Origin of the sequence: Glycomyces sp. L485, assembly GCF_022548875.1 — a bacterium.
Classification (GTDB): domain Bacteria; phylum Actinomycetota; class Actinomycetes; order Mycobacteriales; family Micromonosporaceae; genus Glycomyces.
The window spans coordinates 24,881-50,520 of sequence record NZ_JAKZEW010000005.1 but is presented as its reverse complement, the minus strand read 5'-3'; the positions used below and the strand labels follow the sequence as shown (position 1 = coordinate 50,520).

The following is a 25,640-nucleotide window of genomic DNA, read 5'->3' as shown; positions in this document are numbered from 1 at the left end:
TCATTTATTAAATCATCCTGCATGCGCACCCTGTCAACCGGACTCCCAAGAACACTCCCGGGACAACCCTCACCAGCTGAGCTACGCAGGGTTGCTCGTGAACCGATCCCCTGGCGGAGCTTCCCCTTGACTTCCAGGTCGGAGGTCTCCGAGCCGCATTAGAGTGCTCGCTCGCGGGCCATGCGGACGAGCAGATCGACGATCCGATGGACGTCAATCTGCTCGCGCTACCCACGCGTGACCCTGATGTTCCGATGCTTCTGCACCATCTCCTGAACATAGATGCGAATCAGAGTCAGCTCCGGCTACCACGCCCCCGACGAGAGGTTTCCTCATCTCGTGGCGTCGGCCAAGCGGTAGACGGTCCGCAGGCTCATGCCGTACTCCTGCGCGAGCTGCCGTTTGGACACGCCGACGCGAATCGCCTCAATCAGCCGCTCGTACTCATCGGGAGCGAGGCGGTCACGGATTGTTCGGGGCTTGCCGTTGCGGCAGTCTCGTGCGAGTTGGGACAATTGAGGTACTGGTTCGTGCCAGCTTCGGGCGCCGATGGCCGTCACAAGCCGCTGCAAGCGCGTCAATAGCCGCTTGACCTGGGGTCTTGAGTTGTAATAAGCGACTGAAAGGTCCACAACCAGATTCAGTCGGTTACATCTCGTATCAAGTGATCCGGGTCTGGTTATCACTGGTTATGACCAGAACTCCCCCGCCCCGTCTACCCGCGGCTCCAAGGGGTCTCCGCCTCGGTGTCTTCGGGACGTGCTCGTCTCAAGTGCTGGGTATAGTGAGGGCACTCCACTGGGTCGGCGCACGCATCACAGCGAGCTTCAACGTGGCCCTGCGCAACCGCCAGCCCGCGACGGCGTTCCGGTCCCGGAGTGAGCGAACCCTGCTGACGGCGCTCCTCCTCGCGGGACGGTGGCCTCAGCAGGCCGTCGCGATGGCGCCCCGCGCGGTCATAGCCGCCGGTACCTTCGAATTCCTGCGAACCACCGGCATGTTCTTGTGGTTCGGGGCGAACGAGGTGCCCATGTAGAGCCCGAACACCGCCAACTGCACACCGACGAAGGCGCACGCGAGCTCGAACGGCAGGAGCAGGAACACCACCGTCGGGAAAGACCGCGAAGCGCGCCGCCAGCGCGGCCAGTTCGGTCCAGCGGCCCTTGACCGGGCCTCGGGACAACAGGTGCCGCACTCTCAAGAAGTGCAGATTGACGCCTTCGAGCGTCAGCAGCGGGAAGAACAGCCACCCTTGGCGGCCGGTGATGAGCTTCCGCAGCCCGGCGGCCTCGGCGGCGTCCTCTTCGAGGAACGCAATCGTGTCGACGTCGATGTCGCGGCCCTCCCGGTTCGAGTTCGCGTGGTGACACGAGTGCTTGCTGTCCCACCAGGATTAGCTCATCGCGAGGCGGTCGTTCGCGGGGCCGCGGCTGAGGATCTGGGTGGGCCGCCTCGCGCGCGAGGAACGCGGTCTGGGCAAACAGGATGCCGAGCGCTCCGGCGACCAGTAGCTGGAACCAACTGTCGCCGAGCAGGATCATTCGGCGACGCAGGCGGCGTAGCCGATCGCGAGCGCCGTGGCGACCAGGGCGTAGAGCCAGGGGGGCGCGGCGCAGGAGACCGGCGTCGCGGACGGCTTGGGCGACTTCGGTGTACGCACGGATCGAGGCACCCCGAGCGCGGGACGACGGCCGCGGTGTCCGTTCGGGAGGGTCGGTCGAAGCGGCGAGCGGTTCGCCGCTTCGACCACGCGATTCGGTCAGAGCGAACGGATGTTCGCGGCCTGGAGGCCCTTCTGCCCGCGTTCGACATCGAACTCGACGTGCTGGTCCTCCTCCAGATCCCGGTGTCCGGCACCGTCGATCGCCGAGAAGTGCGCGAACACGTCTCGCGAGCCGTCGTCGGGGGCGATGAAACCGAAGCCCTTGTCGGCGTTGAACCATTTCACGACGCCAGTAGCCATGGCTGTCTCCTTCATTGCAGTGGACCGCCGGGCGGTCCTTGAGCACGTCGGCGGTGCCGACGCGATGGTCTTGGATCAGGCGTGGGAACCGGCGAAGCGCGCACCGGGCGCGCTCGACGCGAACTCCAGGACGACGGACGCGTCCTCAAGCGATTCGTAGACTCCGAGAACCTGCGAGTGGCAACCGTGCAGCGTGTAGCTGTCATCGGCCACGGACACGAAACCGGCGAACTCCTCGTCCAGTGTGGCGGCGTAGAGGCCGTCCGCGGCTCGTCTCCACAGGATCTGACCCTGTAGAGCGGTGTGTGGTGAAGTTGAAGAGATGATTACCTGATTCGTTGAAAGTGTTGAAACGTCGCTCCGTCACGTGGAGGGCGATGTTGGGAATGCTCGAACGATGTCGAGCGTGGCGAAATCGTCAACGCGCAGGTGGTCGCATGGGCCGAGGACGTGCCTACCGATGTGTTACACGGTGCAGCACCGCCCGGCTGCGTTCTGGCAGCTCTGAAGCTGCCGCGACCAGCGCGTCCCTGGCGTCTTCCAGTTGGTGGACCGCCGTTGTGTAGACCTTCTCGGACTTCCGGCGATCGTAGGCGATCTTAGCGCCGATGGCAGCGGCGGCGACCGCCCCCACAGCGACTGCGGCGACGATGACCTGGCGGGGCTTGACAGCCTGAAGCAGGTCCTGTCCCTGTTCGACGAGGCCGTCGAGCGTCCGGTCGACCTGTGCGCCCTCGTCACCGGGCTCATCGCTCAGCGACTGCACCGGTTCGGGAGCGGTGTCCTCGTTCGGGAAATCCTCATGTGAAGCCATTGTCGGGACCTTCCTCGTGGGGAGCGCCTGCGATCTGATCCTATCCCCCAGTTCACACCCCAGCAATACCTTGCCTGCCAGGCGATCACAGAACTGATATCGGCAGCCGTCCGGCATATTGCAATGAGCTTGTCAGACCATGGCCGGCTCTCATTAGGGCACAACGTGTTCAGCCGGTATACGGGGCGAGGGGGGCATAGAAGGTCCTAGGCGATTGCTACCGACCGTGTTCTCCACCAGGAGCTCACGTGCTGTTCTGCCCTGCCACTGTCCACCTCGGTCCTGGGCCGAGTAGCCGGACTCCTCCGCTCACACCGCAAGACCACCGGCTTCTTCGGGTGAGGTACTGGTTCATGCCAGTCTCAGGCGTCGACCGCCGCCGCAGGCGTGCCAGTAGCTCCTTAACCTGGGGTTTTGAGTTAGAATAGGAGACCGAAAAGCCCGCCGTTAAGGCGGAAGGAGCGGAACCAAACCGGTGAGAAGCCTATCCCGGCGACCTGGAACGCCGACTCCCACCGTCAGCCAAGACGACTATCCGCTCAACAGCTCATCTCCGCATCCGCCCCGAGGGCCCTTCTGCTGCGTCCTCCAAGTCCGAGGCAGAGCGGCTCCGTCAGCTGGTCCTTGATGAGGCGGCCGTAAGCTTGGACTTGGCCGGCATCACGGTTTCTCGCCGCCGGTCGGGCCGCCGCCGAAGCGCTTGCGGTTCGCCTCCGAGACCAATCCCCTCCACCGTCTCAGGGAACGAACCCGTCAAGCTCCCGACACTCGATCAGCAAGCATCCCAACAGGCTAGGCCAGAAAACATCGGTCGATCGTTCCGCATGTTTCGCTGGCAGAGTCCACCCATCGAAAAGGAGAACCCCGCCCATGCCGATGCTCCACCGCCGCAGGCAGGGCCGACTCACCAATCCCCTTGCCCTCCTGTTGCTGGGAATCCCCCTGGCGGTGCTCGGAGCGGGCATCCTTCCCGTGGCGCTGCCTTCGGCGCTGGCCGACGAGCGCGCATACCTTGCTGCTTCGTCGTGTCCCGATTCGGTCACCGCGCCCAGTGAGGCCGGCGAATGCCGCGAACGCTGGGATACCACCGTCATCGACAAGGAGGTGACCGGGGACGGCGATAACAAGCGTCACTTCGTGACGGTCGACGTCGACGGCGATCGGTACCGCGTACGGCTCGCAAGTGGTCAATCCGACATCGACGAATTCGACCTGGGCGATCAGGTCACCGTGACCTCCTGGCGCCACCAGATCCGGGAGATCGTCACCGAGGACGGCGAACTGGTGCGGGTCAAAGGCTATCCGGTCGGCTCCTACAAGGGGCCGATGATGGGGGCGGTCGGACTGCTGGCATTCGGCTTCAGCCTGCTGTGGATGGCCTGCTTCGAATGGCGTCTGAAACGCTCCGGCCGCAGCATCGAATCCACAGGAAGCTGGACTGCGACGGTGCCGTCGGTGACGGCCGTCGTCTATGGGGTCATCGCCCTGATCCCGGTGGCCGCCCCACCCGACCTGGCAGGATCGCTCATAGCCTTGGCCTGCACCACTGTCGGCACCGTGCTAGTAGGCATCCTGCTCTGGCGGGGCCAACACCGCAAGGCCGAGCGCAGGTCCGCACGCCTGCTGTCGGAAACCTGGGTGAGCCCCGCGACTTCCGAGACGGTCGTACCCGCACGGGTCATGGGAGAGGTCCCCTACAGCCGGGTGGGCGACAACTACCTGATCATCGGCCCGGCCGGTCTGGCGGCCGCCCCCGATCCCCGAGGTGTGGCCGGTCGGAGTCTGCCGTTCCCGCCCCTGACTTTCATTCGCCTCCACCCCGCGCCAAAGAGGGACTGCCGCAGCGGTTCGCTCCGGGACCCGCTGTTCGTGGAATGCAGGGACGGTGAGAAGGAGGTCCTGATCACATCGAGCAGGGAGCACATTCCCTGGGTCCTGGGCGGTTTGCGGTTCCAACCGCAGCCCTGACCGCCTCCAGACCTCACCGTTGCAGCCCGCCGCGGCGGGCACCGATCCGTAGTTCAGGCCCCGGTCGGGTCCGAGGCGCGTGGCGCAGAAGGCGTCGGCGACCTCCGCGGGGGCGTGACGGACCAGGAGGCTCGCCTGGAGCGCCCAGGCCGAGATCCTCGGCGAGGCGGCGGGCGGCCGCGGATCCGACATCGCCATGCCGGCCAGCACACCGCCCTTCGCTGACGGCGGACGCAGCCCCGGATCATCGGACTGCGCCGACCGATCGACGGCGCCCCGGAGGCCCCGATCCTCTGATGAGGCTGCGTCGCAGGACTGACCAGTGGCCTTGGGGCGCTAGTATGTACCGTGCCCGCCCCAGCACCGAAGGAAATGCCCCGTGACTGATCAGCCCTACGGCCCCCGGTACTCGCAGGCAGGCCACCCGATGCCCCCGCCCCGAAAAAACTCCGAGCACGCCTTCGAGGATCGGATCAAGCTGGGACGCGACATCATAGTCGGTGTGGTCCTGGCTCTGGCCGCCAGCGCTTTCACCGGTGCCGCCGCCTGGTATTCGATGTTCGTCGCCGACGCGTTCTGGACGCCGGTTCCGGTGGCGCTGCTTGCGGGGGCGGTCCTGCCGTTCCTCGCTCAGGTCTGGTATTTCGTGATCCGGGAGGGCCCTACGCCGCTCATCGCGGTGGCGATCTTCGTCCACCTGATGCTGTTCGCCACGCCGATCCTGGTCTTCATAGGTGTCAGCGAGCAGGTGCTGGCCGAGCGCGGTGTCACCGAGTCGTGCACGGTCACCTCGCAGGAGAAGACCTACATCCGCCAGGGCGGCGAACGGGAACCCAGGTACGAACACACATTGGAGTGCCCGACCGCCGGGGAGCGCAACATGCGGACAAAGCCGCACAGCCGCTTCGACGTGGGCGAGTCGGTCGTGATCACCTACGACCCCGAGGGTCGGACTGCGCTCCGCACGGGCGCGCCGATCGGCGCGCCGCTCGCGCTGTTCGGCGCCATCGCCGCGGCGGCGTTCGTGGTCGGCACGGTGCTCCGGGTGATCTACCTGCGCTTCCGGTTGCGCCGCGGAGCCAGGCGGCGGGCCGCGTTCGGCGCACCGGGCCTATAACCGGTCGGTACTCAACCCCTTCGCCTGTCGATTTCAAGGACTCCGGGGAGCCCTCCCCGGACGCGACGGGGACCTCATCCGCTCAGGCCGGGATGAAGTTCGACCTTCCTCTCCACGAGCCGTGTTCGGAAAGCGGACGGAAACGCAGCGTGGTGAACTCGTGATGGAAGTCCCGTCGGTCTCGCTCCACCATCGCCGCGCTGTGGCGATGGGCGGCGTCGCCATCGTCGCGTCCGAACACCATGCCTGTCATCGCACGGGCGCTGGTCCAGACCGAGAACGTCGAGACCGTTCGGACTGGCCGCATCGCGGCGAGCGCGAGTGTCACTTCAGGGTGGTCTCGGACCTGGCGTTCGACAGGCCTGCCCCAGCGGATGAAACGCGGCAGTTCCGGCAGTCGCGTTCGGGCGAGGGTCACCGCGACTACGGGTTCTCCCGGATCGGTACGGCCGACTTCGGGAGGCAGGTGTGACAGTTCCCGGATCGTGCCCCAGCGGCGCATGAACTCCAGCCGCACATGCCATCCGGCCCCTAGCGCTCGCCCGAACGGCCGCCGGGTGAGGAAATCCTCAAGCGCCGTCTCGTCGGCCCACTCGGCGAACACGGCGAGGTGTCGCAGCCGCATCCGACGCGAGGACACCACAGGTGCGCCCAGTTCCATCTCAGCGAGGACTTCGATGTGGTGCAGCCCCGATGCCGAAGGGGGACGCAAGAACACGCCGACAGCTCTGTGAAGCGGCATCTGTGCGAGATGGAAGGAGTGAACGCTCATGGGACCGATTCAACCCCATAATGCTTCGGATCGCGACCTACGCGTCCCGCCCCGGCGTCGTCCCCGCTTGGACCAAGCAGACGGGAACCACGCCGGGGACTGGCGTCTACTGCGATCACGCGTAGGCGGTCTTGCTTCGCACACACTGCAGCACGTGGTGCCGCTCTTGGAGAGCCACAGATGGATCCTCACCGCAGCGTCTTCGGCCATCGAATAGTTGCGCCAGGTGCAGTACCCGCCGTAGTTGCCCCTGCTGGTGTCGTCAAAGCAGTTCGTATACGGCGGGGCGTCGCCCCGGCGGTGCGCCGCCGACTTCGGATGTTTCAAGAACTTGTGCCCCACTTGCGTGCGAGGCTCTTTCTATAGCAGGAACGACACGAGAGCTCTGCCGGCGCAGCAAGCCGACGATGGAGGACAAGGATGAGCGAGTCGCCATCGGCCGTGACGGCCCCGAGCGGTGCTGAGCCGCTGTATCGCTGGTCGCCGGTGCATGAGGGGGAGACCGCCCCGCTCGTTCTGTTGCTCGGAGCCACCGGGTATGTCGGCGGGCGCCTGCTGCCGCGCCTCCTGAACGCCGGATACCGGGTACGCGTGCTCACCAGGAGGCCGGAGCGGGCGCGCGACTTCGCGGTGTCCGATGTCGTCGAGGCGGTGACGGGCGATGCCGCTGACGCGGACGCGGTGCGTCGGGCAATGGATGGCGTCCGGTACGTGTATCACCTGGTCCACTCGATGACCGACCGCCGTGATTTTCAGCGTCTCGATCGCGTGATCGCACGCAATGTCGCAGGCGCCGCAGCGGCCGCGGGCGTGCGTCGCCTGGTGTACCTCGGAGGCCTCTCGCCGCGCTCGGGACCGCTTTCCGCTCACTTGGCGTCGCGGCGTGAGGTGGGTGAGATTCTCGAACGGTCCGGGGTGCCTGTGCTGGTATTTCAGGCGGGTGTCGTCATAGGGTCGGGGTCGGCGTCGTTCGAGATGATTCGACACCTGACCGAGGTGCTGCCGGTGATGACCGCTCCGCGCTGGGTTCGCAACCACATCCAGCCCATCGCGATCCGCGATGTGCTGCATTACCTGCTGTACGCGCTTGAGCTCGGAGACGACGTGAGCGGCGTCTTCGACATCGGCGGGCCTGATGTGCTGCGATATGACGAGATGATGAACGGCTATGCGCGGCTTGCGGGGCTTCCACGCCGCCGGATTTGGGCGCTGCCGGTGCTCACGCCTCGCCTCGCGTCGCACTGGGTCGGGCTCGTGACGCCGGTGCCGAGCAACCTCGCGCGGCCGCTCGTCGAGTCGCTCCAGCACGACTGCGTGATGCACGATCACCGCGTCGATGATTTCATCGCAACGCCGCCCGGCGGCCTCATCCCGTATGACGAAGCGCTACGGCTCGCACTCGGCCGGATCGAGGTCGATCAGGTCGAGACGAGCTGGGTCGACGCCGCGGTGGCGCAGGCACCGAGCGACGCGCTGCCGAGCGACCCCGAATGGGCCGGGCGGGTGGTCTACACCGACGAGCGCGCGATCGAAACGACCGCGAGCCCGGAGGCCCTGTGGCGAGTGATCACGGGTATCGGCGGTGAGAACGGTTGGTATTCGACGCCGCTGCTGTGGGCGCTTCGGGGGTGGGGCGATCGCATGTTCGGCGGGGTGGGACTCAAGCGAGGGCGCCGGAGCCGATCGAGTCTGCGGGTCGGCGACGTGATCGATTTCTGGCGGGTGGAGGTGTGCGAGCCGGGTCGGTTGCTGCGACTGCGGGCCGAGATGCGACTTCCCGGCCTTGCCTGGTTGGACCTGTCGTGCGAGACGAATACGCGGACACGGTACCGCCAGAGAGCGATCTTCTTCCCGCGCGGCCTCTCCGGGAGACTCTATTGGCTTGCGGTGCTGCCGTTCCACGGCCTTGTCTTCTCGGGTATGGCCCGCCGGATCGTCGCCATAGCCGAAGGTGAAGACGGAGGCGCCCTGGGCCCTGCATCCCGGCACCGGTCAGGGGAACAATAGACGGACGAAGCCTTCGCGGAACTCGATTCCCCTTCCACCAGTGCCTGTTCCAGGCGCGCAGCAGCGAGAAGGTCCTGACGGCGACGGCCCCGGCTCCCATGCCGATTTTCGCGCCGCCAAGGGTGGTCGGGATCCCATATGGTTGAAGTCCGCCCACTCGAAGGAGCCTGCCCATGGGTCTTGTCTTCACACTCATCATCGGCGCGTTGGTCATCTTGATGATCGTCGCTCTCGTCCGCGGCGGGTCGTCGCGCGGTTCACGTTCTTCGGTGTACTCGGACGGTTCTGGAGGCAGCTGGAGCAGTTCGTCGGACAGCGGTAGCAGCGGTGACTGCGGTCCGAGCGATTCCGGGGGCGGTGGGGGCTGCGACTAGCCTGCGTGCTTGGAACTGGACCGTCCGATCGGCAGTCGATCCACACTGCGGAGACGCATTCCATCTTGCTTCGCAAGCTGCCGTTGGAGACGCCGGCGCGGACCGCTTCGGGCATCATGTATCGGGATCGATATGTGTCGCGCGCGGGCCGGATCGCCCGAGCCCGCCAGGCTCGGGCTGGGGACTGCCTCTTGTGGTCAGTGGCCAGGCAGTGTCTCGCGCATGCGGCGGGCGGCGAAGAGGCCGGAGGCCACGGTGAGCAGCGCGATGGCCCAGAAGGCGGTTTCGAGGCCGTAGACATCGGCGAGCAGGCCTGCCATGAGGGCGCCGGCGGCGAATCCGGCATCGCGCCACAGCCGGTAGACGCCGACTGCGCGGGCGCGCCAGGTGGGGTGGACGGTGTCGCCGATGGCGGCCAAGAGTGTCGGGTAGACCATCGCAGTCCCGATCCCGAGAAGGACCGCCGCTGCGATCCAGACCGCGAAGCCGCTCGCTGCGGCGAACAAGGCGAGACCGGTGGCTTGGACGAGCATGCCCCATACGATGAACTGCTTGCGGCCAAGGCGATCGGAGGCTGGTCCGGTCGCGAGTTGCCCGAAGCCCCAGACGGCGGGGTAGACGGCGGCGATGAGTCCGATGTCGGCGAGGCTGACGCCGTCGGCGGCGAGCAGGACGGGCAGCAGGCCCCAGGCGAGCCCGTCGTTGAGGTTGTTGACCAGTCCGGCCTGGCTGACAGCCGACAGGGTCGGGTCGGTCAGGCTGGTGCGCGCGAAGACCTGCCGTGTCGACAGGCCGTCCTCGCCGCCGGTGTGCCCCTTGGCTTCGAGGTGGACGTGGCCGGTCGTCTCACGGACGGCGAATACCGAAAGGCCCAACGCGACGGCGACGTAGGCCGCACCGAGGACGAACGCGCCGGGCTGCCACCCGTACTCGGCCGCGAGCCACCCGGTCGCCATGGAGGTTGCGGCGACTGCGACGTAACCGGCGGCCTCGTTGAGTCCCATGGCCATTCCGCGCCTCGCGGGTCCGGCCAGGTCGATCTTCATGATCACCGTGGTCGACCAGGTCAGGCCCTGATTGACGCCGAGGAGGACATTGGCGGCGATCACCCAGGTCCAGTCGGGGGCGAACATGAGCATGAGCGGCACCGGGATGGCGACCAGCCATCCGGCGATGAGCACCGGTTTGCGCCCGTACCGGTCGCACAGGCCGCCCGCGAAGAAGTTCGTCGCGGCCTTGGTCGCGCCGAACACCGCGATGAAGACCAGCGCGGTCGTGTAGCTGGTGATGCCGAAGACGTCCTCGCCGAACACGGTGAGGATCCGCTCTTGCCCCAGCAGCCCGCCGACGAGCGCGTTGACGACGACGAGCAGGCTGAACTGCCCTAGGTTGGCGACCAAACCGAGCCGGACCGGTAGGGCCTTGACGCTCATCGGCCTTCCACCAGTCGAGTTCCCGTGGCACGGGCGAGCGCGGAAGGGCTGTCGGCCAGGACTGCGACCCGGGAGCCGCGCCGGGCGGCGATGCTGGCGCCGGTCATGGCCCGTTCGCCGTGTCCGCACATCGACAAGAGTGGCCCCGGCGGCAGGTCCGCGGAGGAGAGGGCACCGAGTTCGATCCCGACCGCACCGGGCAGGTGCCCGGTCGCGTACTCGGAGTCCTGGCGGACGTCGAGCACGATGGACGATCCCGACTTGGCGGCCGCGGCTGCATCCAGCACCGGGATCGCAGTGGTCGGGCCGTCCCAGGAGGCCATGCCGCCATCGAGTTCTCCGGCGAGGTCGTAGCCGATCTTCACAGCCTGCCAGGCGATCTCCGCGAGGTCTTGGTCCTGGTCGCGGACGATGACCACGACCGAGTCCGATTCGACGATCCAGCCGAGCCAGGTCGCGAACTGTTCGCGCAGCGGGATCGACACCGCGCCAGGGATGTGGGATGCGCCGAAGACGGCGACCGGGCGGACGTCGACGACGACCGCGCCAGCGTCGAGCAGGCGGCGCACCAGGTCGGTTCTCAAGGGCGGCAGGGCGGGCGGCTCGTCGACCACGGCCGGGCCGGCCCGGTTGACCTCTCCGAGCCGGTCGAAGTACGTCGGAAAGGTGCCCAGTCCCGAGATCAGGCGAGCGGCGAACGCGCCTTCGCTCCTGGCTTCCAGCAACCGGTTCCCAATTTTCTCGGCACCGATGGTGGACGTCCTCTCCGCGCCGGGCGGCGCCGAGCAGAAGGAGCCCGCGCCGTGCGTCGGCCATACCGCGACCGTGTCGGGCAGCTCCAGCAGCCGCTGGATCGACCGGTACTGGGCCCGGGCAAGCTCCTCGGTCCGGGCCGGGTCGACCAGGTCGGTGCGCGCCGCCGCCCCGACGATGAGCGACCCGCCGGTGAACACCCCGAGTGGCTTCGCCCCGTCGAGCAGCAGGTAGGACAGGTGCTCGTCGGTGTGCCCCGGGGTGCCGAGCGCCCGCAGCGTCAGACCGCCCAGATCTACCTCGTCCCCGTCGGCCAGGGCCCGGTGAGCGAACGTGCGGTCCCCGGCGGCCGATGCGAGTATCTCCACCGGTTCATGCGAGCGCAGTTGCAGCGCCCCGGAGACGAAATCGGCATGCAGATGTGTCTCGGCCACGAACCGCGGTCGCAGCCCCTGCCGTTCGGCAGCGGCCCGGACGCTTCGCAGGTCGCGGGATGGGTCGAGCACCAGTGCTCCACCGTCGCCCAGGTCGAGCAGGTAGCTCGCGTTGCCCAGCCCCTCGTCGACCAGCGTCGTCAAGCCGACCTCGCTCATCAGAGCCCTCCTTCACGGGAGTAGGTCCCCCACCACAGTGATACACTATTCCAAAGAATTATGGAATACAAGTCGAGAGGTTACCCCGTGGCGGACTCCGAGAAGAAAGCGGCGCTGTTCGACCAGCTCGCACGTGTCGGCAAGGCGCTGGGCAACGGCAAGCGCCTCGAACTGCTCGACCTGCTCGCTCAATCCGAACGGTCGGTCGAGAGCCTCGCCACTGCGTCCGGCATGGGCCTGACCACCGTCTCGGCCCATCTCCAGACCCTCAAGGCCGCCGGACTCCTCACCACCCGCCGCGAGGGCCAGAAGATCCATTACTCCTTGGCCGACGACGATGTGGCGGCGCTCTACCGGCTCGCCCGCGACACCGCCTCGACCCACCTGGCCGAAGTCGAGCGCGCCGCTGCCGACTACCTCGGCGACCAGCCGGCGCAGGTCTCCCGCGAAGCGCTGCTGGCCGGGATCGAACGTGGCGAGTACACCGTCCTGGATGTGCGTCCCGCCGAGGAATACGCCGCCGGGCACCTGCCCGGTGCCATCGGCATCCCGATGGACGAACTGGCAGACCGACTCACCGAGATCCCCGCTGACGCCCGGGTCGTCGCCTACTGCCGCGGCACGTACTGCGTCTTCGCCCACGACGCCGTCGAACTGCTCGCCCGCTCCGGCCGCAACGCCGCCCGCCTCGAAGGCGGCCTCCTCGAATGGCGCCTCGCCGACCTCCCCGTCGAGACAGCCTGACGGAAACCGCGGCCGCGGCAGGGGCCGGACTTGTCCGGCCCCTGCCGCCGTCCCTTCGGTCGAGTTCAGGCGGGTGCGGTTATGGCCTGCGGCCATTCGATCTCGGAGGGGTCCACCTCTCGTCCGAGATCGACCCAGGTGCCTCGTGGGAAGAGGTATCGGCTGTCGGCGTCCTCGGCGATCAGGCGGGCCACTTCTATCGCGCCCCTGGCCTGGAAGTGGGTGTTGTCCTGCCGACCGTCCGGATAGTTCGGGTGGCCGGGGTCGACCCAGAGGAAGTGGTCCTTCGTCGCCTCCTCGCCCAGCTCGTCCCACAGGGCCACGCTCATCGCCTGGAGGTCGATCAGCGGGACGCCTTCCTCCTCGGCCAGCGCCCGCATCGCCTCGGGGTAGTCCCCCAGGCTCTCGTAGGCGTGGCCGTCACGGAATCTCCTGCGCTCCACCGAAGTGACCAGTACCGGATGGGCTCTGCGGAGGCGGGCGACTTCGAGGTAGGTCCGGAGGTACTTCTGATAGGTCGTGTACGGGTCCGTCCCCCTTGCCGGGTCGGCCGTCTTCTGGTCGTTGTGGCCGAAGGAGATCAGCAGCCAGTCTCCGGGCTCCAGCTCGGCGGCGAGGTCGTCGAGCACGCCGTTGTCGGCGAAACTCTTGGAGCTCGCACCCGACCAGGCCCGGTTGCCGACTTCGACCCGGTGGCTGCAGAACACCGGGAGCGCCTGGCCCCAGCCCGTCCGCGGCTCGCGGGCCGCCTCATAGGTGGAGGCCGTGGAGTCACCGGTGACGAAGACGGTGTGGCTGCGCCGTTTCGGGGCGTCGATGTCGGGCTCGTCGTACGGGGTCCAGTCGCCGAGGTAGGACGCGGCGGTGTGGCTCTCGGCCTGTTGCTCGGTGAGCTGGGGCGGGCGCGCGGCCGGGTCGACGATCTCAGCGCCTGGACCGATGTTGTCGTACTCGAAGTACCGCTGTTCCTGCCAGGGGTACTGGTCGCGCATGTTGACGTACGGTTCGACGGCGTCGATGCCGGGGCCGATCCACGTGTCGCGCACGGTGAGCGCCGGCCAAGCGCTCGGGTTGGAGCTGGGGACCCACGGCCGTGAGATCTTGTACTCTCCGTCGCCTGCGCTGGAAGTGATGCGGCAGTTCACGGCGAGGTAGCCGTGCTCGAACTCGGCCGAGGTCGACGGCGCGAACGGCATGCCCTTGGGTGTGAAGTCGACGTCCCGTTCCAGGCATTCGATCTCACAGCGGTCGAACACCGCCGTGGCGCGCCCGAAGATGAAGTCGACGTCGCCTTCGATGTGGCAGCGCCGGTAGTACTGGCGGGCTGGAACCAGCATGTCGGAGCTGTCTGCGCAGAGCGTGTCCTGGTGCCCGAGGAATCGGCAGCGGTAGAACGACGAGCGGTCGCCCTGCGCTTTCACCGCAAGCGCTTGTGTGCCGCTGACGTCGGGGTGTTCGGCGCGCAGGAAGTCGTTGGCGAAAGTGATGCCGTGGGCGGTGAAGTCGGCGCCTTGGAGCAGCACGGTGGTCGAGCCGCTGGTGCCGATGGCTCCGCCTTCGGGGTCGTCCGGGTCGGGGGATCCGGCCGCGAGGTCGTAGACGATGGTGACGTCGTGAGGGTCGTCGGTCGCGCCGATGAAGGTCAGGCCGGTCTGGGACGAGGTGACGCGCACGAGTTCTCGGTAGGTGCCGGCGGCGATGACCACGGTGGTGCCGGGTGCGGCGGCTTCCGCGGCTGCGGCGACGTGGGTGTAGTCGCCGTTGCCGCATTGGGAGACGTAGACGGTGCCGGGGTCGAGTCGGTTGCGGGGGCCACCGTAGTTTCCGAAGACGTTGTGTGCCCAAGGATTCGCTTGAGCGGGCACCCCGGCGAGGAGTGGCGCTCCCGCGGCGGCGGTTCCGGCCGCGAGCAGTGCGCGGCGTGTGAGAGGACGGGCCATGTCAACCCTTTCATCGAAGAGTGTCGCTGAATACCCGATTCACGGTAAACGATTGCATTGACGTATGCAAGCGCTTGAATTCATCGATCTCGATTGCGGGGCCATCCACCCGCCCCGGGATGTGAACGGGTCGTTCGACAATGCATGTCGCGACGGCAGGCCTCCGGCCGGTCACCGGGACAGCCGGTGCTCGTGCTCGGAGAAGTCGAGCTCCTCCTCGCCGAACCATCCACACCCTCACAGGCCGGGACGAAGGCGGCGGTCAAGGCGCGCATGACGGAGATCCGTTCGGTTACAGGCCGCGGGGCGGCCGGACGGTTGCCTCCGGGAAGCGGAAAGGTGCGGCCGGATTCCGACCGCACCTTCTCGCTCAGGGCATCAGCAGATCCTGCCGGCCCCGGCCTTCGCCGTCACCAGCCAGGGGACGGCCACGGTCGGGTGGACCCTGCCGTGCAGTTCGGGGCCCCGGTCGACCTCGGAGGCCAAGGCGTCGTCGGGGTACGCCTCGTTGAAGGCGGCGAGCAGGTCGACCCGCTTCCCGTTGAAGCGCGACCCTTCGATGTGGATGGCCTCGCCGCCCCAGTTGCGCAGCACGTCCTCAGGCGCGATCGTGGGCATGTGGAAGGCGTTGTTCTCGGCGTAGATCGCCGAGTGGACGCCGGAGCCCATCGAGTAGTAGTAGGGGTAGGACGTGTCGCCGTCGTAGGTGTAGAAGTTGTTGTAGACGTGGTTCTGGCCGTAGCGCAGGCGCGGGGCGCGCTGGCTGGCGTTCTCGAACCAGTTGTGGTGGATGGTGACTCGCAGCTTCTCCCACTCGTCGTAACGGTCGGAGTTGGTGTTGCCGATGAGCATGGTCTTGTCGTGGTCCTGGATGTGGCTCCACGAGACCGTGACGAGGTCTGAGCCGCGCACGATGTCGATGGCGCCGTCGTGGATCTCCAGGCGCTGGCCCCAGATGTCGGGCCCCTCATAGTCCTCGACGCCGTCGTCGGTGATGGTGAGGTGGTCGAGCCACACGTGGGTGGCGCCGCTGAGTTCGAAGTTGTCGAACTCGGCGTCCCAGGCGTCGCCCTCCCAGGCGGGGAAGCAGTCGTAGGCGTCGTGGACGCCGAGGTTGCGGACGATCACGTTGTCGACCTGGCTGAGGAAGAAGGAGCCGTGGGTGACCGAGGCGTCATCGACGCCGACGATGGTGGTGTTGGAGCCGGGCCGGAGCATCACGTGCTGCCGGAAGTCGTCGTAGGAGCGTACGCGAGCCTCCTCGACCGGGCCGGAGGGCTCGTTCCAGCCCCAGACCTCGGGGTCGTAGGTTTCGAGGTAGCTCTCCCAGGTGTAACCGGGAGCATTGAAGTCCTCGCAGGTGAGGGCGTTGCCCTCGGCGTCGGTCCAGGCGTCGATGTCGCCTTCGACGTAGACGATCTTGGGCTGGTCGCCCTGGACCGCCTCCTGGAGGTCGGCCCAGGTGTCCACTGTGAAGACATTGTCGTCGGTGGCGGCGGAGCCGCCGGTGGTGCCGCCCTCTGCGGCGGCCCAGCCGTCGTTCGCGGCGAGGGTCTCGCGTCCGAGGTCGCGTTCGTATCGCGGGGGCTTGGCCTCGGCCGCCCCCGTCAGTGCGGTGGCGGCCACCGCGGCTATCGCGGCGGTCGTGAGGAGTCGTTTCGCAGGACCGTGCATGTGAATGCGTCCTTTCAGGGGTTGTGATTGCAAACGGTTGCATGGAAACCGATTGCTATAGCTTGTCGTATGCATTCTGAGTTGTCAATATTTGCCAGCATGAAAAAAGCCGCCGGGTCCCCCCGGCGGCTCCGATCCGTGCTTCCTACAGTTCGCCCAGGGCCTTCTTCCAGGCTCCCTGGTCGCGTGCCTCGCCCGGCATGTTCATCTCGCTGAAGCGGACGACTCCCGTCTTGTCGATGACGAACGTGCCGCGGTTGGACATGCCCTTCTCCTCGTTGAAGACCCCATAGGCCTGCGCCACCGCGCCGTGCGGCCAGAAGTCGCTCAGCAGCGGGAACTCGAAGCCCTCGCGCTGCGCCCACACCTTGTGGGCGAACGGGGAGTCGATCGAGACGCTGAGCACCTGGACGTCGTCCGACTGGTAGGCGTCGAGGTTGTCGCGGATCCCGCACAGCTCGCCCTCGCACACCCCGGTGAAGGCGAACGGGTAGAACACCAGCAGGACGTTCTTCTCACCGCGGAAGTCCGAGAGCGTCACTTCCTGGTTGTTCTGGTCCTTGAGCGAGAAGTCGGGCGCGACGGTTCCGGGTTCGATCGGCATGGGTGCTCCTTACGAGGCAGCGGCCCTCGCTGGGAGGGCCGTCGATGGTCTGACGGGCTCGACGTTAGCGTCGGGCCCGGGCCGCCCGCGAGGCGACCCGGTCAGGATGAGGCCCAGCGGCGTTGCGCCCCAGCGCACCTAACGACGGGCGACGACCATGCGCGAGGCCACCCAGTCGGGGGATGCGTTCAGCGTCTTGGTGGACTGGAGGCCCGCCAGTGTCGCCGACTCCTCGATCGTGACCGGATTGATGTGGCCGTTCCGTCCGGCCTTGGGGCTCAGGAGCCACACCGTGCCCCCGTCCGCGAGCGGGTCCCTGGCGTCGAGCAGCAGGTCCACCAGGTCACCGTCCTCCTCGCGGCACCACAGCAGGACGGCGTCGACGATCTCGTCGGAGTCCTCCCCGTGCAGTTCGCCGACCGCCTCGATCACTGCGGTGCGCAAAGTGGCGTCGACGTCGGTGTCGAAGCCGATCTCCATGACCGCCTCGACGCCGTCGAGCCCGAGCCTCTGCGCCACGCTGCTTCCGTCCACCGGGCTCCCCGGAGCGTTCACGTAGTCGCCTCCATTCGTGTGCTTCGATCCTGAGCTTGTTCACAGCATATGAAGTAGAGCATATGAGGTGCAGCATATGGGTCGCTTGCGCGGCTTGCGACACGCCCGCACCGTCGGGAACGATGCCGGTCCGGCTCGGAACCGAACGCAACACCGGATGAATTGAAGGTGAGCACACGTTCATGCGGTTGTGATCTTGGATGCGCACTGCATCCGGACGATCGCGCAGGTGAACGACTTTCGAGGTCGTCGGGAGTGTGGGCGCCGTCGCATCACGCCGGGTGGGCGGGCGATGGGCGCGGTAGATTCGAGGGAGGATGGTAGAAATCGATGACACTCTGCCCTGCCACGTAACGTGCAGTCTAAGAACGAGGGATCGCCCGTGACCACGGAACAGAACCGGCCGCCCATCAGTGACGGATTGCCTACCCAAGTACCGGACACTGACCCGGACGAGACCAGCGAATGGCTGGACTCCCTGGACGGACTCCTTGACGCCGGCGGGCGTACTCGTGCCCGCTACGTCGTGCAGCGACTGCTCGAACACGCCCGCAAGCGGCAGATCGCCGTTCCCGCGTCGACGAGCACCGACTACGTCAACTCCATCCCGGTAGAGGACGAGCCGCACTACCCCGGCGACGAGGAGATCGAGCACCGCATCCGCGCCTTCGTGCGCTGGAACGCGGCCATGACCGTCCACCGGGCGCAGCGCCCCGGCATCGGCGTCGGCGGCCACATCTCCACCTACGCGTCGGCCGCGAACCTCTACGAGGTCGGCTACAACCACTTCTTCCGGGGAAGGGACCACCCTGGCGGCGGCGACCAGGTGTTCTTCCAGGGACACGCCTCGCCCGGCATGTACGCCCGCTCCTTCGTGGAAGGCCGCTTGACCGCGGACCACCTCGACGGCTTCCGTCAGGAGGTCTCGCGCCCCCAGGGCGGCCTGCCGTCCTACCCGCACCCGCGCCTGATGCCCGACTACTGGCAGTTCCCAACCGTGTCGATGGGCCTGGGACCGATCAACGCGATCTACCAGGCGCTGTTCAACCGCTACGCCCACGACCGCGGCATCAAGGACACCTCCGACCAGCAGGTCTGGGCCTTCCTCGGCGACGGCGAGATGGACGAGGTCGAATCCCGCGGCGCGCTCCAGTTCGCCGCCGGAGCCGAACTCGACAACCTCACCTTCGTGGTCAACTGCAACCTCCAGCGCCTCGACGGCCCGGTCCGCGGCAACGGCAAGATCGTGCAGGAGCTGGAGGCCTACTTCCGCGGCGCCGGCTGGAACGTCGTCAAGGTCATCTGGGGCCGCGAGTGGGACCCGCTCCTGGCCGCCGACGCCGACGGCGCGCTGGTGAACCTCATGAACACCACCCCCGACGGCGACTTCCAGACGTTCAAGGCCGAGTCCGGCGCGTTCATCCGCGAGCACTTCTTCGGCCGCGACACGCGCACCAAGGCCATGACCCAGAACATGACCGACCAGCAGATCTGGGACCTGCGCCGCGGCGGCCACGACGACCGCAAGATCTTCGCCGGCTACAAGGCCGCGATGGAGCACGAGGGCCAGCCGACGGTCATCCTCGCGCACACCGTCAAGGGCTACCGCCTCGGCTCGGCCTTCGAGGGCCGCAACGCCACCCACCAGATGAAGAAGCTGACGCTCGACGACCTCAAGGGCTTCCGCGACTCGCTCGACCTGCCGATCCCGGACGCCGAGCTGGAGGCCGACCCGTACCTGCCGCCGTACCTCAAGCCCGAGGAAGGCAGCGAGGAGGCCGAGTACCTCAGGGCACGTCTGGGCGACCTGGGCGGCTCGATCCCCTCGCGCAGGAACACGGTCATCCCGCTGAACCTGCCGGGCGAAGACGCCTACAAGTCCGCCAGGCGCGGCTCGGGCAAGCAGAAGGTCGCCACCACCATGGCGCTGGTGCGGCTCCTGAAGGACCTCATGCGCGACAAGGAGATCGGTAAGCGCTGGGTGCCGATCATCCCCGATGAGGCCCGCACCTTCGGCATGGACGCGATGTTCCCGACGGCGAAGATCTACTCGCCGCACGGGCAGCAGTACCTGTCGGTCGACCGGGACCTGTTCCTGTCGTACAAGGAGTCCGAGCAGGGCCAGCTCATGCACCTGGGCATCAACGAGGCCGGCTCGATGGCCGCGTTCACCGCCGCCGGCACCGCCGGCGACACGCTCGGCGAGCCGATGATCCCGTTCTACATCTTCTATTCGATGTTCGGGTTCCAGCGCACCGCAGACGCGGTCTGGGCCGCCGCCGACCAGCTGTCGAACGGCTTCCTGATCGGCGCCACGGCCGGGCGCACCACGCTCAACGGCGAGGGCCTCCAGCACGAGGACGGCCATTCGATCCTCATGGCGCACACCAACCCGGCAGTGCTCTCCTACGACCCGGCGTTCGGGTACGAGATCGGGCACATCGTGCAGGACGGCCTGCGACGCATGTACGGCGACGGCGAGCACGTCTTCTACTACATGACGGTCTACAACGAGCCGATCGTGCAGCCGGCCGAACCCGAGGGCGTCGACGTCGAGGGCATCCTCAAGGGCCTGCACAAGATCTCGACCGCCGAGGGCACCGGCCCGCGCGTCCAGCTGCTCGCCTCCGGCTCGGGCATGCCGTGGGCGCAGAAGGCCGCCGATCTGCTCGCCTCGGACTGGGGCGTCGCGGCCGACATCTGGTCGGTCACCTCCTGGTCCGAGCTCAACCGCGACGCGGTCGAGGCCGAGAAGCACAACCTGCGCCACCCTGAGGCCGAGAAGCTCGTCCCGTATGTGACGCGGAAGCTCACAGGCGCTGAAGGCCCGTTCGTGGCCGTCAGCGACTACATGCGGGCAGTACCCGATCTCATCAGCCGCTGGGTACCGGGCGAGTACACCTCGCTGGGCACCGACGGATTCGGCCACTCCGACACGCGCGGCGCGCTCCGCAGGCACTTCAACGTCGACGGCGAGTCCGTCACCGTGGCCGCGCTCCAGCAGCTCGCCGCCAGCGGCGAGGTCAAGCCGGAGCTGGCCGCACAGGCCGCCGCGAAGTACCAGATCACCGACCCCACGGCCGCCGAGGCCGGCGAGGCCGGCGGCGACTCCTAGGCCGCACCGAACAGAGCGGGGCCGGGAAGCAGAAGCTTCCCGGCCCCTTCTCGCGTCTATGCGGACGTCCCCCGGCTCGCCGAGGTCCTATCCGTGGTCGTGTCCGGCGTGGTCGGCGCCTTCCTCCTTGGCGATCTGCTCGCGGACCTGGTCCATGTCGAGCTCCTTGACCTGCTCGATCACGTCTTCAAGGGCTTCGCGGGGCAGAGCGCCGGGCTGGTTGAACAGGAGGATGCCGTCACGGAACGCCATGAGCGTCGGAATCGACTGGATGCCGGCGGCCGCGGCCAGCTCCTGCTGATCCTCTGTGTCGATCTTGGCGAACACCACGTCCTCGTGCTTCTCGCTCGAGGAGTCATAGGTCGGTGCGAACTGCTTGCAGGGACCGCACCAATCCGCCCACCAGTCGACCAGCACGATGTCGTTCTTGGTGACGGTCTCCTCGAAGGTCTCCTTGGTCAGTGCAACCGTGGCCATATATGCGGCCGCCTCTCTGTCGTAGCTTGAAACTGGTGCTATCCGGGGAACGATAGTGGCATGCCCGGTATTCCACCCGACGTCGGCGCGAGGCGGACACCACGTCTGGCAGGCTATAGGGCATGGATCTGGCCACCACCATTCAGAACATCGAACGCTCCTCGTCGGCGCTGACGACCCAGTCGCTCACCCGAATGGATGAACGCCTTCCCTGGTTCCGCGACCTCCCCGCCGAGCAGCGCTCGATGGTGACCCTGGTGGCCCAAGCAGGCGTGAGGCAGTTCCTGGAGTGGCTGCGCGCCAGCGGGGAGGACCTCGGCTCCTCCGACATGGTCTTCGAGGCCGCCCCCGTCGAGCTCGCCCGCGCCATCAGCCTCCAGCACACCGTGGCGCTCATCCAGGTCGTCATCGACGTCGTCGAAGAGCAGGTGCCGGCCTTGGCCGCCGAAGGCGAGGAGGAGCAGCTGAGGGAGTCGGTCCTGCGGTTCTCCCGTGAGATCGCCTTCGCCGCAGCCAGGGTCTACGCCCGCGCCGCCGAGACCCGCGGCGCCTGGGACGCCCGCCTCCAGGCCATGCTCGTCGACTCGCTGCTGCGCGGCGAGTCCTCCGACGAGCTGGTCGGCCGCGCCGCCGCGCTCGGCTGGTCCGAGACGCAGTCGATCACCGTCGTGTGCGGCAACACGCCCGGCGGCGAGGCGACGCTGGTGCTCCACTCGGTGCAGCGGGCCGCGCGACGCCTCGGCCTCGACGTCCTCGCCGGCGTCCACGGCGCACGACTGGTGATCCTCCTCGGCGGCGTGTCCGACCCGATGGAGATCGTCGAGAAGCTCACCGGTCAGTTCGGCGAGGGACCGATCGTCGTGGGCCCCACCGTCACCGGCCTGGCCGAGGCCTCCGACTCCGCGCTCGCCGCGGTGGCCGGCCACCGGTCCGCCGCGGCCTGGCCCGACGCGCCGCGTCCGGTGAGCGCGACGCAGTTGCTGCCCGAGCGGGCGATCTCGGGTGACGAGGCCGCGCGACGCCAGCTGCGCGAGACCGTCTACGTGACGCTGCGGCGCGCAGGCGGGGAGCTGCTGGAGACCATGGACGCGTTCATCGCCTCCGGCGGCGTCCTCGAGGGCACCGCGCGTGAGCTGTACGTCCACCCCAACACGGTCCGCTACCGGCTGCGCCGCATCCAAGAGGTGACCGGTTTCTCACCTACCGAACCGCACGAGGCATTCGTGCTGCGTGTGGGGTTGACCATAGGCCGCCTGGAGAACTCGCCCGCCAGCAGACGTTCCCGCAGTTAACAATGACCGTTGTAGGATTCTGACAAGAACGGGACCGGCTTTCGGTTGTCCAGCCATGCCCGTTTCGGATGTTCACTGAGCGAAAGTCTAGATGTGCTTGCCATTCTCGCTCCCGGGCAAGGTTCGCAGAAACCCGGGTTCCTCACGCCATGGATCGAAGCCGACCCCGCCGCGGCCGCCAAGCTGCGAGCGTGGTCGGACCTGATCGGCATCGACCTCGTCCACCTGGGCACCGAAGCCGACCAAGCCGAGATCACCGACACGGCCAACACCCAGCCGCTGCTGGTCGCCGCGGGGCTCCTCGCCGCCGAGAAGCTGCCCGTCGACGCGGCCGGCGTGGTCGCCGGTCACTCCGTCGGCGAACTCACAGCCGCCGCGCTCGCCGGCATCCTCACGCCCGAGGCCGCGATCGAGCTCGCCGCCGTCCGCGGGCGCGAGATGGCCGCCGCCTGCGACATCGAGCCCACCACCATGGCCGCCGTCCTCGGCGGCGTCGAGGCCGACGTCCTCAGCGCCATCGAGGCCGCCGGCGCCTGGCCGGCCAACCGCAACGGCGCCGGCCAGATCGTCGCCGCGGGCCCGGTCGCCGCGATCGAGAAGTTCACCGAGAAAGCCCCCGAGCGCACCCGCGTCATCCCCCTCAAAGTCGCCGGCGCCTTCCACACCCCGCACATGGCGCCAGCCCACGCCGCGCTCGAAACCGTCGCCGGCGAGATCGCCACCGCGGACCCGGAGCGCACCTTCCTCTCGAACCGCGACGGCAGGCCCGTCGAGACCGGCGCGCAGGCGCTCCGGCAACTCGTGGACCAGGTCACCTCTCCGGTCAGGTGGGACGCCTGCATGAGTACGCTTGGAGAGTTGGGCGTCACGGCCGTCATCGAACTGCCGCCGGCAGGGACGCTCACTGGCCTGGCCAAGCGGGCTCTCAAGGGCGTGGAACGGCTCAACGTCAACACCCCCGAGGACCTGGCGGCCGCCGCCAGTCTCGCCGCCAGTGAAGGAGTCCAGTGAGCGCCAACGGATCACGCGTCGTCAGCGTAGGCCACTACCAGCCCGAAAAGGTCCTCACCAACGCCGATCTCGCCGCGATGGTCGACACCAATGACGAGTGGATCGTCAGCCGCGTCGGCATCAAGGAGCGCCGCATCGCCTCCGACGACGAGAAGGTCGCCGACATGGCGATCAAGGCCGCCGAGCAGGCGCTCGCGAACTCCGGCTACGGCCCCGCCGACATCGACATGGTCGTCGTCGCCACCGTCTCGGCCAAGGACACCTGCCCCAACACCGCCTGCCGCGTCGCCGACGCGCTCGGCGTCGCCACCCCGGCCGCCATCGACGTCAACACCGCCTGCTCCGGCTTCGAGTACGCCCTCGCGCAGGCCGACATGGCCATCAGAGTCGGCAGTGCCAAGCGCGCCATCGTCATCGGCGCTGAGAAGCTCACCGCAGTCACCGACTGGGAGGACCGCACCTCGTGCGTTCTCTTCGGCGACGCCGCCGGCGCGGTGATCGTGGAGGGCACCGACGACCCGGCCCTGGCGATCAGCCCTGTCGTGTGGGGCTCGGAGCCGTCCATGAGCGACGTCATCCGCATCGAGGAGGACGTCCCGTTCATCAAGCAGGCCGGCCAGACCGTGTTCCGCTGGGCCACCACGCAGCTCGCCCCGCTCGTCGAGAAGGTCGCCGAGCGGGCCGACGTCAAGATCTCCGAGCTCGCGGCCTTCGTGCCGCACCAGGCGAACCTGCGGATCATCCAGGGCATCGCCAAGCGGCTCGACTTCGGTGACGACTGCATCATCGCCGACGACATCGTCTATTCAGGCAACACCTCCGCGGCATCGGTGCCGCTGGCGTTGTCGAAGCTGGTACAAACTGGCAAGATCGCCTCCGGCGCCCCGATTCTCCTGTTCGGGTTCGGCGGCGGGCTCACCTATGCCGGGCAAGTCATCCGCTGCCCGTAATTATCGAGAGGAACAAACACATGTCTCGTGACGAGATCCGCGAAGGACTGTCCGACATTCTCGAAGAGGTCGCGGGCGTGAACCCCGACGACGTCGAGGACGGCAAGTCCTTCACCGACGACCTGGACGTCGACTCGCTGGCGATGGTCGAGGTCGTGGTTGCCGCCGAAGAGAAGTTCGGCGTGAAGATTCCCGACGACGAGGTCGCGAACCTGAAGACCGTCGGCGACGCCGTTTCCTACATCGAAAAGGGTTAATGTGACTGAGGTAGTCGTCACCGGGCTCGGCGCGACTACCCCGCTCGGCGGGGACGTGGCGTCGACCTGGGAAGCTCTCGTCGCCGGAAGATCCGGCGTCAACGCTCTCGAAGAGGAGTGGGCGCAGGAACTCCCGGTGCGCATCGCGGCCCAACTGGCCGTCGAGCCCTCCGAGGTGCTGCCTCGGGTCCGGCTGCGTCGCCTCGACCGCTCCGAGCAGATCGCACTCATCGCCTCCCAGCAGGCGTGGGACGACGCGGGCCTGAGCGACGACCTCGAAAAGGAACGTCTCGGGGTCGTGTTCGGCTCCGGCATCGGCGGGGCCCTGACCCTGCTCGAACAGGACGACATCCTGGAGGAGAAGGGCCCGCGGCGGGTCTCCCCGTTCACCGTTCCGATGCTCATGCCCAACGGCCCCGCGGCCGTGGTCGGCCTGGAATTCCACGCCAAGGCCGGGGTCCACGCCCCGACCAGCGCGTGCGCCACGTCGGCCGAGGCGATCTCGTGGGCGGCCGACATGATCCGCGCCGGCCGTGCCGACGTCGCCATCGCCGGCGGCGCGGAGGCGGTCATCGGCGGCCTGCCGATGGCCGGGTTCGCGTCCATGAAGGCTATGTCGACTCGCAACGACGACCCCGAGCGCGCTTCGCGCCCTTGGGACCGCGACCGCGACGGCTTCGTCATGGGTGAGGGCGCCGGTGCTCTGGTGCTGGAGCGCCGCGACCACGCCGAAGCCCGCGGGGCGAAGATCTACGCGGTCGTGGCCGGTTCTGGTCTGACCTCGGACGGCTTCGACATCGTGCAGCCCGACCCCGAGTGCAACGGCGGCGGCCGCGCCATGCGCGCCGCCATCAAGCAGGCCGGGATCGACCCGAAGAGCATCGGGCACGTCAACGCCCACGCGACTTCGACTCCGGTCGGCGACATGGCCGAAGTCAAGGGCGTCAAGCGGGAGATCGGCGAGCACGTGGTCCTGACCGGGACCAAGTCGATGACCGGGCACCTGCTCGGCGGGGCCGGCGCGGTCGAGTCGATCGCGACGATCCTGGCGATCCACGACGGGGTCATCCCGCCGACGATCAACCTCGACAACCCGGACCCGGAACTCGTGCTGGAGGTGGCGGCGAACGAGGCCCGCAAGATGGACCTCGACGCCGCCATGAACACAGGGTTCGGTTTCGGCGGCCACAATGCGGCGGTCTTGTTCGCGAAGCCGTAGGCGTCCAT

Annotated in this window: 23 protein-coding genes and 1 pseudogene; 11 read left to right on the top strand and 13 right to left on the bottom strand. The window is 67.6% G+C overall.

Annotation, left to right across the window (positions count from 1 at the left end):
* Positions 1-332: 332 nt before the first annotated feature.
* From L0U85_RS04815 to L0U85_RS04805, 4 genes are all read right to left on the bottom strand, one after another.
* Positions 333-515 (bottom strand): helix-turn-helix domain-containing protein, encoded by a 183-nt coding sequence (locus L0U85_RS04815; protein WP_241376627.1) that lies wholly within the window; start codon positions 513-515, stop codon positions 333-335.
* 409 nt (positions 516-924) lie between these two features.
* A complete protein-coding gene (locus L0U85_RS04810; protein ID WP_241376626.1) occupies positions 925-1,107 on the bottom strand; it encodes a hypothetical protein in 183 nt (60 codons plus the stop codon).
* Positions 1,108-1,537: 430 nt separating this feature from the next.
* Complete coding sequence (locus tag L0U85_RS20445) at positions 1,538-1,660, bottom strand: hypothetical protein (protein ID WP_277605387.1); 123 nt, start codon at positions 1,658-1,660, stop codon at positions 1,538-1,540.
* A 99-nt stretch (positions 1,661-1,759) separates the two neighbouring features.
* Positions 1,760-1,963, bottom strand: a complete 204-nt coding sequence (locus L0U85_RS04805) for a cold-shock protein (RefSeq protein WP_241376625.1) — start codon at positions 1,961-1,963, stop codon at positions 1,760-1,762.
* Between the two features lie 81 nt (positions 1,964-2,044).
* Between L0U85_RS04805 and L0U85_RS04800 the strand changes: the two genes are divergently transcribed.
* Positions 2,045-2,260, top strand: coding sequence for a hypothetical protein (locus L0U85_RS04800; RefSeq protein ID WP_241376624.1), 216 nt, complete (start codon positions 2,045-2,047; stop codon positions 2,258-2,260).
* Positions 2,261-2,417: 157 nt separating this feature from the next.
* Here the strand turns inward: L0U85_RS04800 and L0U85_RS04795 are convergent, their stop codons facing one another.
* Entirely contained in the window at positions 2,418-2,777 is a 360-nt protein-coding gene (locus L0U85_RS04795; protein ID WP_241376623.1) for a hypothetical protein, read from the bottom strand.
* An 870-nt stretch (positions 2,778-3,647) separates the two neighbouring features.
* On the opposite strand from L0U85_RS04795, the gene L0U85_RS04790 reads away from it, so the two are divergent.
* Both L0U85_RS04790 and L0U85_RS04785 read left to right on the top strand, forming a co-directional pair.
* A complete protein-coding gene (locus tag L0U85_RS04790; RefSeq protein ID WP_241376622.1) occupies positions 3,648-4,745 on the top strand; it encodes a hypothetical protein in 1,098 nt (365 codons plus the stop codon).
* Between the two features lie 379 nt (positions 4,746-5,124).
* Positions 5,125-5,862 carry a hypothetical protein gene (locus tag L0U85_RS04785; protein ID WP_241376621.1) on the top strand — a complete coding sequence of 246 codons (738 nt, stop codon included), beginning with the start codon at positions 5,125-5,127 and terminating at the stop codon, positions 5,860-5,862.
* 82 nt (positions 5,863-5,944) lie between these two features.
* On the opposite strand, the gene L0U85_RS04780 is transcribed toward L0U85_RS04785, so the two are convergent.
* Complete coding sequence (locus L0U85_RS04780) at positions 5,945-6,634, bottom strand: hypothetical protein (protein WP_241376620.1); 690 nt, start codon at positions 6,632-6,634, stop codon at positions 5,945-5,947.
* A 420-nt stretch (positions 6,635-7,054) separates the two neighbouring features.
* Here L0U85_RS04780 and L0U85_RS04775 point away from each other — a divergent pair, with 420 nt between their 5' ends.
* On the top strand, positions 7,055-8,641 hold the full coding sequence (locus tag L0U85_RS04775; RefSeq protein ID WP_241376619.1) for an SDR family oxidoreductase: 1,587 nt from the start codon (positions 7,055-7,057) through the stop codon (positions 8,639-8,641).
* Between the two features lie 571 nt (positions 8,642-9,212).
* On the opposite strand, the gene L0U85_RS04770 is transcribed toward L0U85_RS04775, so the two are convergent.
* Positions 9,213-10,448, bottom strand: a complete 1,236-nt coding sequence (locus L0U85_RS04770) for an MFS transporter (RefSeq protein WP_241376618.1) — start codon at positions 10,446-10,448, stop codon at positions 9,213-9,215.
* Entirely contained in the window at positions 10,445-11,794 is a 1,350-nt protein-coding gene (locus L0U85_RS04765; RefSeq protein ID WP_241376617.1) for an MBL fold metallo-hydrolase, read from the bottom strand. Before L0U85_RS04765 ends, L0U85_RS04770 begins: the two co-directional genes overlap by 4 nt.
* Positions 11,795-11,854: 60 nt before the next feature.
* Between L0U85_RS04765 and L0U85_RS04760 the strand changes: the two genes are divergently transcribed.
* Positions 11,855-12,538: a metalloregulator ArsR/SmtB family transcription factor gene (locus L0U85_RS04760; RefSeq protein ID WP_277605386.1), complete on the top strand. Its 684-nt coding sequence runs from the start codon at positions 11,855-11,857 to the stop codon at positions 12,536-12,538.
* Between the two features lie 65 nt (positions 12,539-12,603).
* Here the strand turns inward: L0U85_RS04760 and L0U85_RS04755 are convergent, their stop codons facing one another.
* From L0U85_RS04755 to L0U85_RS04740, 4 genes are all read right to left on the bottom strand, one after another.
* Positions 12,604-14,478, bottom strand: coding sequence for a pectinesterase family protein (locus tag L0U85_RS04755; RefSeq protein WP_241376615.1), 1,875 nt, complete (start codon positions 14,476-14,478; stop codon positions 12,604-12,606).
* A gap of 378 nt (positions 14,479-14,856) precedes the next feature.
* Positions 14,857-16,152 (bottom strand): hypothetical protein, encoded by a 1,296-nt coding sequence (locus L0U85_RS04750; protein WP_241376614.1) that lies wholly within the window; start codon positions 16,150-16,152, stop codon positions 14,857-14,859.
* 145 nt (positions 16,153-16,297) lie between these two features.
* Positions 16,298-16,756, bottom strand: coding sequence for a peroxiredoxin (locus L0U85_RS04745; protein ID WP_241376613.1), 459 nt, complete (start codon positions 16,754-16,756; stop codon positions 16,298-16,300).
* A 138-nt stretch (positions 16,757-16,894) separates the two neighbouring features.
* A complete protein-coding gene (locus tag L0U85_RS04740; RefSeq protein WP_241376612.1) occupies positions 16,895-17,290 on the bottom strand; it encodes a DUF3052 family protein in 396 nt (131 codons plus the stop codon).
* Positions 17,291-17,693: 403 nt separating this feature from the next.
* Here L0U85_RS04740 and aceE point away from each other — a divergent pair, with 403 nt between their 5' ends.
* A complete protein-coding gene (gene aceE, locus L0U85_RS04735) occupies positions 17,694-20,426 on the top strand; it encodes a pyruvate dehydrogenase (acetyl-transferring), homodimeric type (protein WP_347177355.1) in 2,733 nt (910 codons plus the stop codon).
* Positions 20,427-20,513: 87 nt separating this feature from the next.
* Here aceE and trxA read toward each other — a convergent pair whose 3' ends face one another.
* A complete protein-coding gene (gene trxA / locus L0U85_RS04730) occupies positions 20,514-20,903 on the bottom strand; it encodes a thioredoxin (protein ID WP_241376610.1) in 390 nt (129 codons plus the stop codon).
* A gap of 122 nt (positions 20,904-21,025) precedes the next feature.
* Here trxA and L0U85_RS04725 point away from each other — a divergent pair, with 122 nt between their 5' ends.
* The 5 genes and pseudogenes from L0U85_RS04725 to fabF all read left to right on the top strand — a co-directional run bounded on the left by L0U85_RS04725 (position 21,026) and on the right by fabF (position 25,632).
* Positions 21,026-22,195, top strand: coding sequence for a helix-turn-helix domain-containing protein (locus L0U85_RS04725; protein WP_241376609.1), 1,170 nt, complete (start codon positions 21,026-21,028; stop codon positions 22,193-22,195).
* A 93-nt stretch (positions 22,196-22,288) separates the two neighbouring features.
* Positions 22,289-23,173, top strand: a pseudogene (locus L0U85_RS04720) (ACP S-malonyltransferase); the annotation flags it as partial.
* Between the two features lie 29 nt (positions 23,174-23,202).
* Entirely contained in the window at positions 23,203-24,156 is a 954-nt protein-coding gene (locus tag L0U85_RS04715; protein ID WP_241376607.1) for a beta-ketoacyl-ACP synthase III, read from the top strand.
* 20 nt (positions 24,157-24,176) lie between these two features.
* Entirely contained in the window at positions 24,177-24,413 is a 237-nt protein-coding gene (locus L0U85_RS04710) for an acyl carrier protein (protein WP_241376606.1), read from the top strand.
* Between the two features lies 1 nt (position 24,414).
* On the top strand, positions 24,415-25,632 hold the full coding sequence (gene fabF, locus L0U85_RS04705; RefSeq protein ID WP_241376605.1) for a beta-ketoacyl-ACP synthase II: 1,218 nt from the start codon (positions 24,415-24,417) through the stop codon (positions 25,630-25,632).
* Positions 25,633-25,640 lie beyond the last annotated feature (8 nt).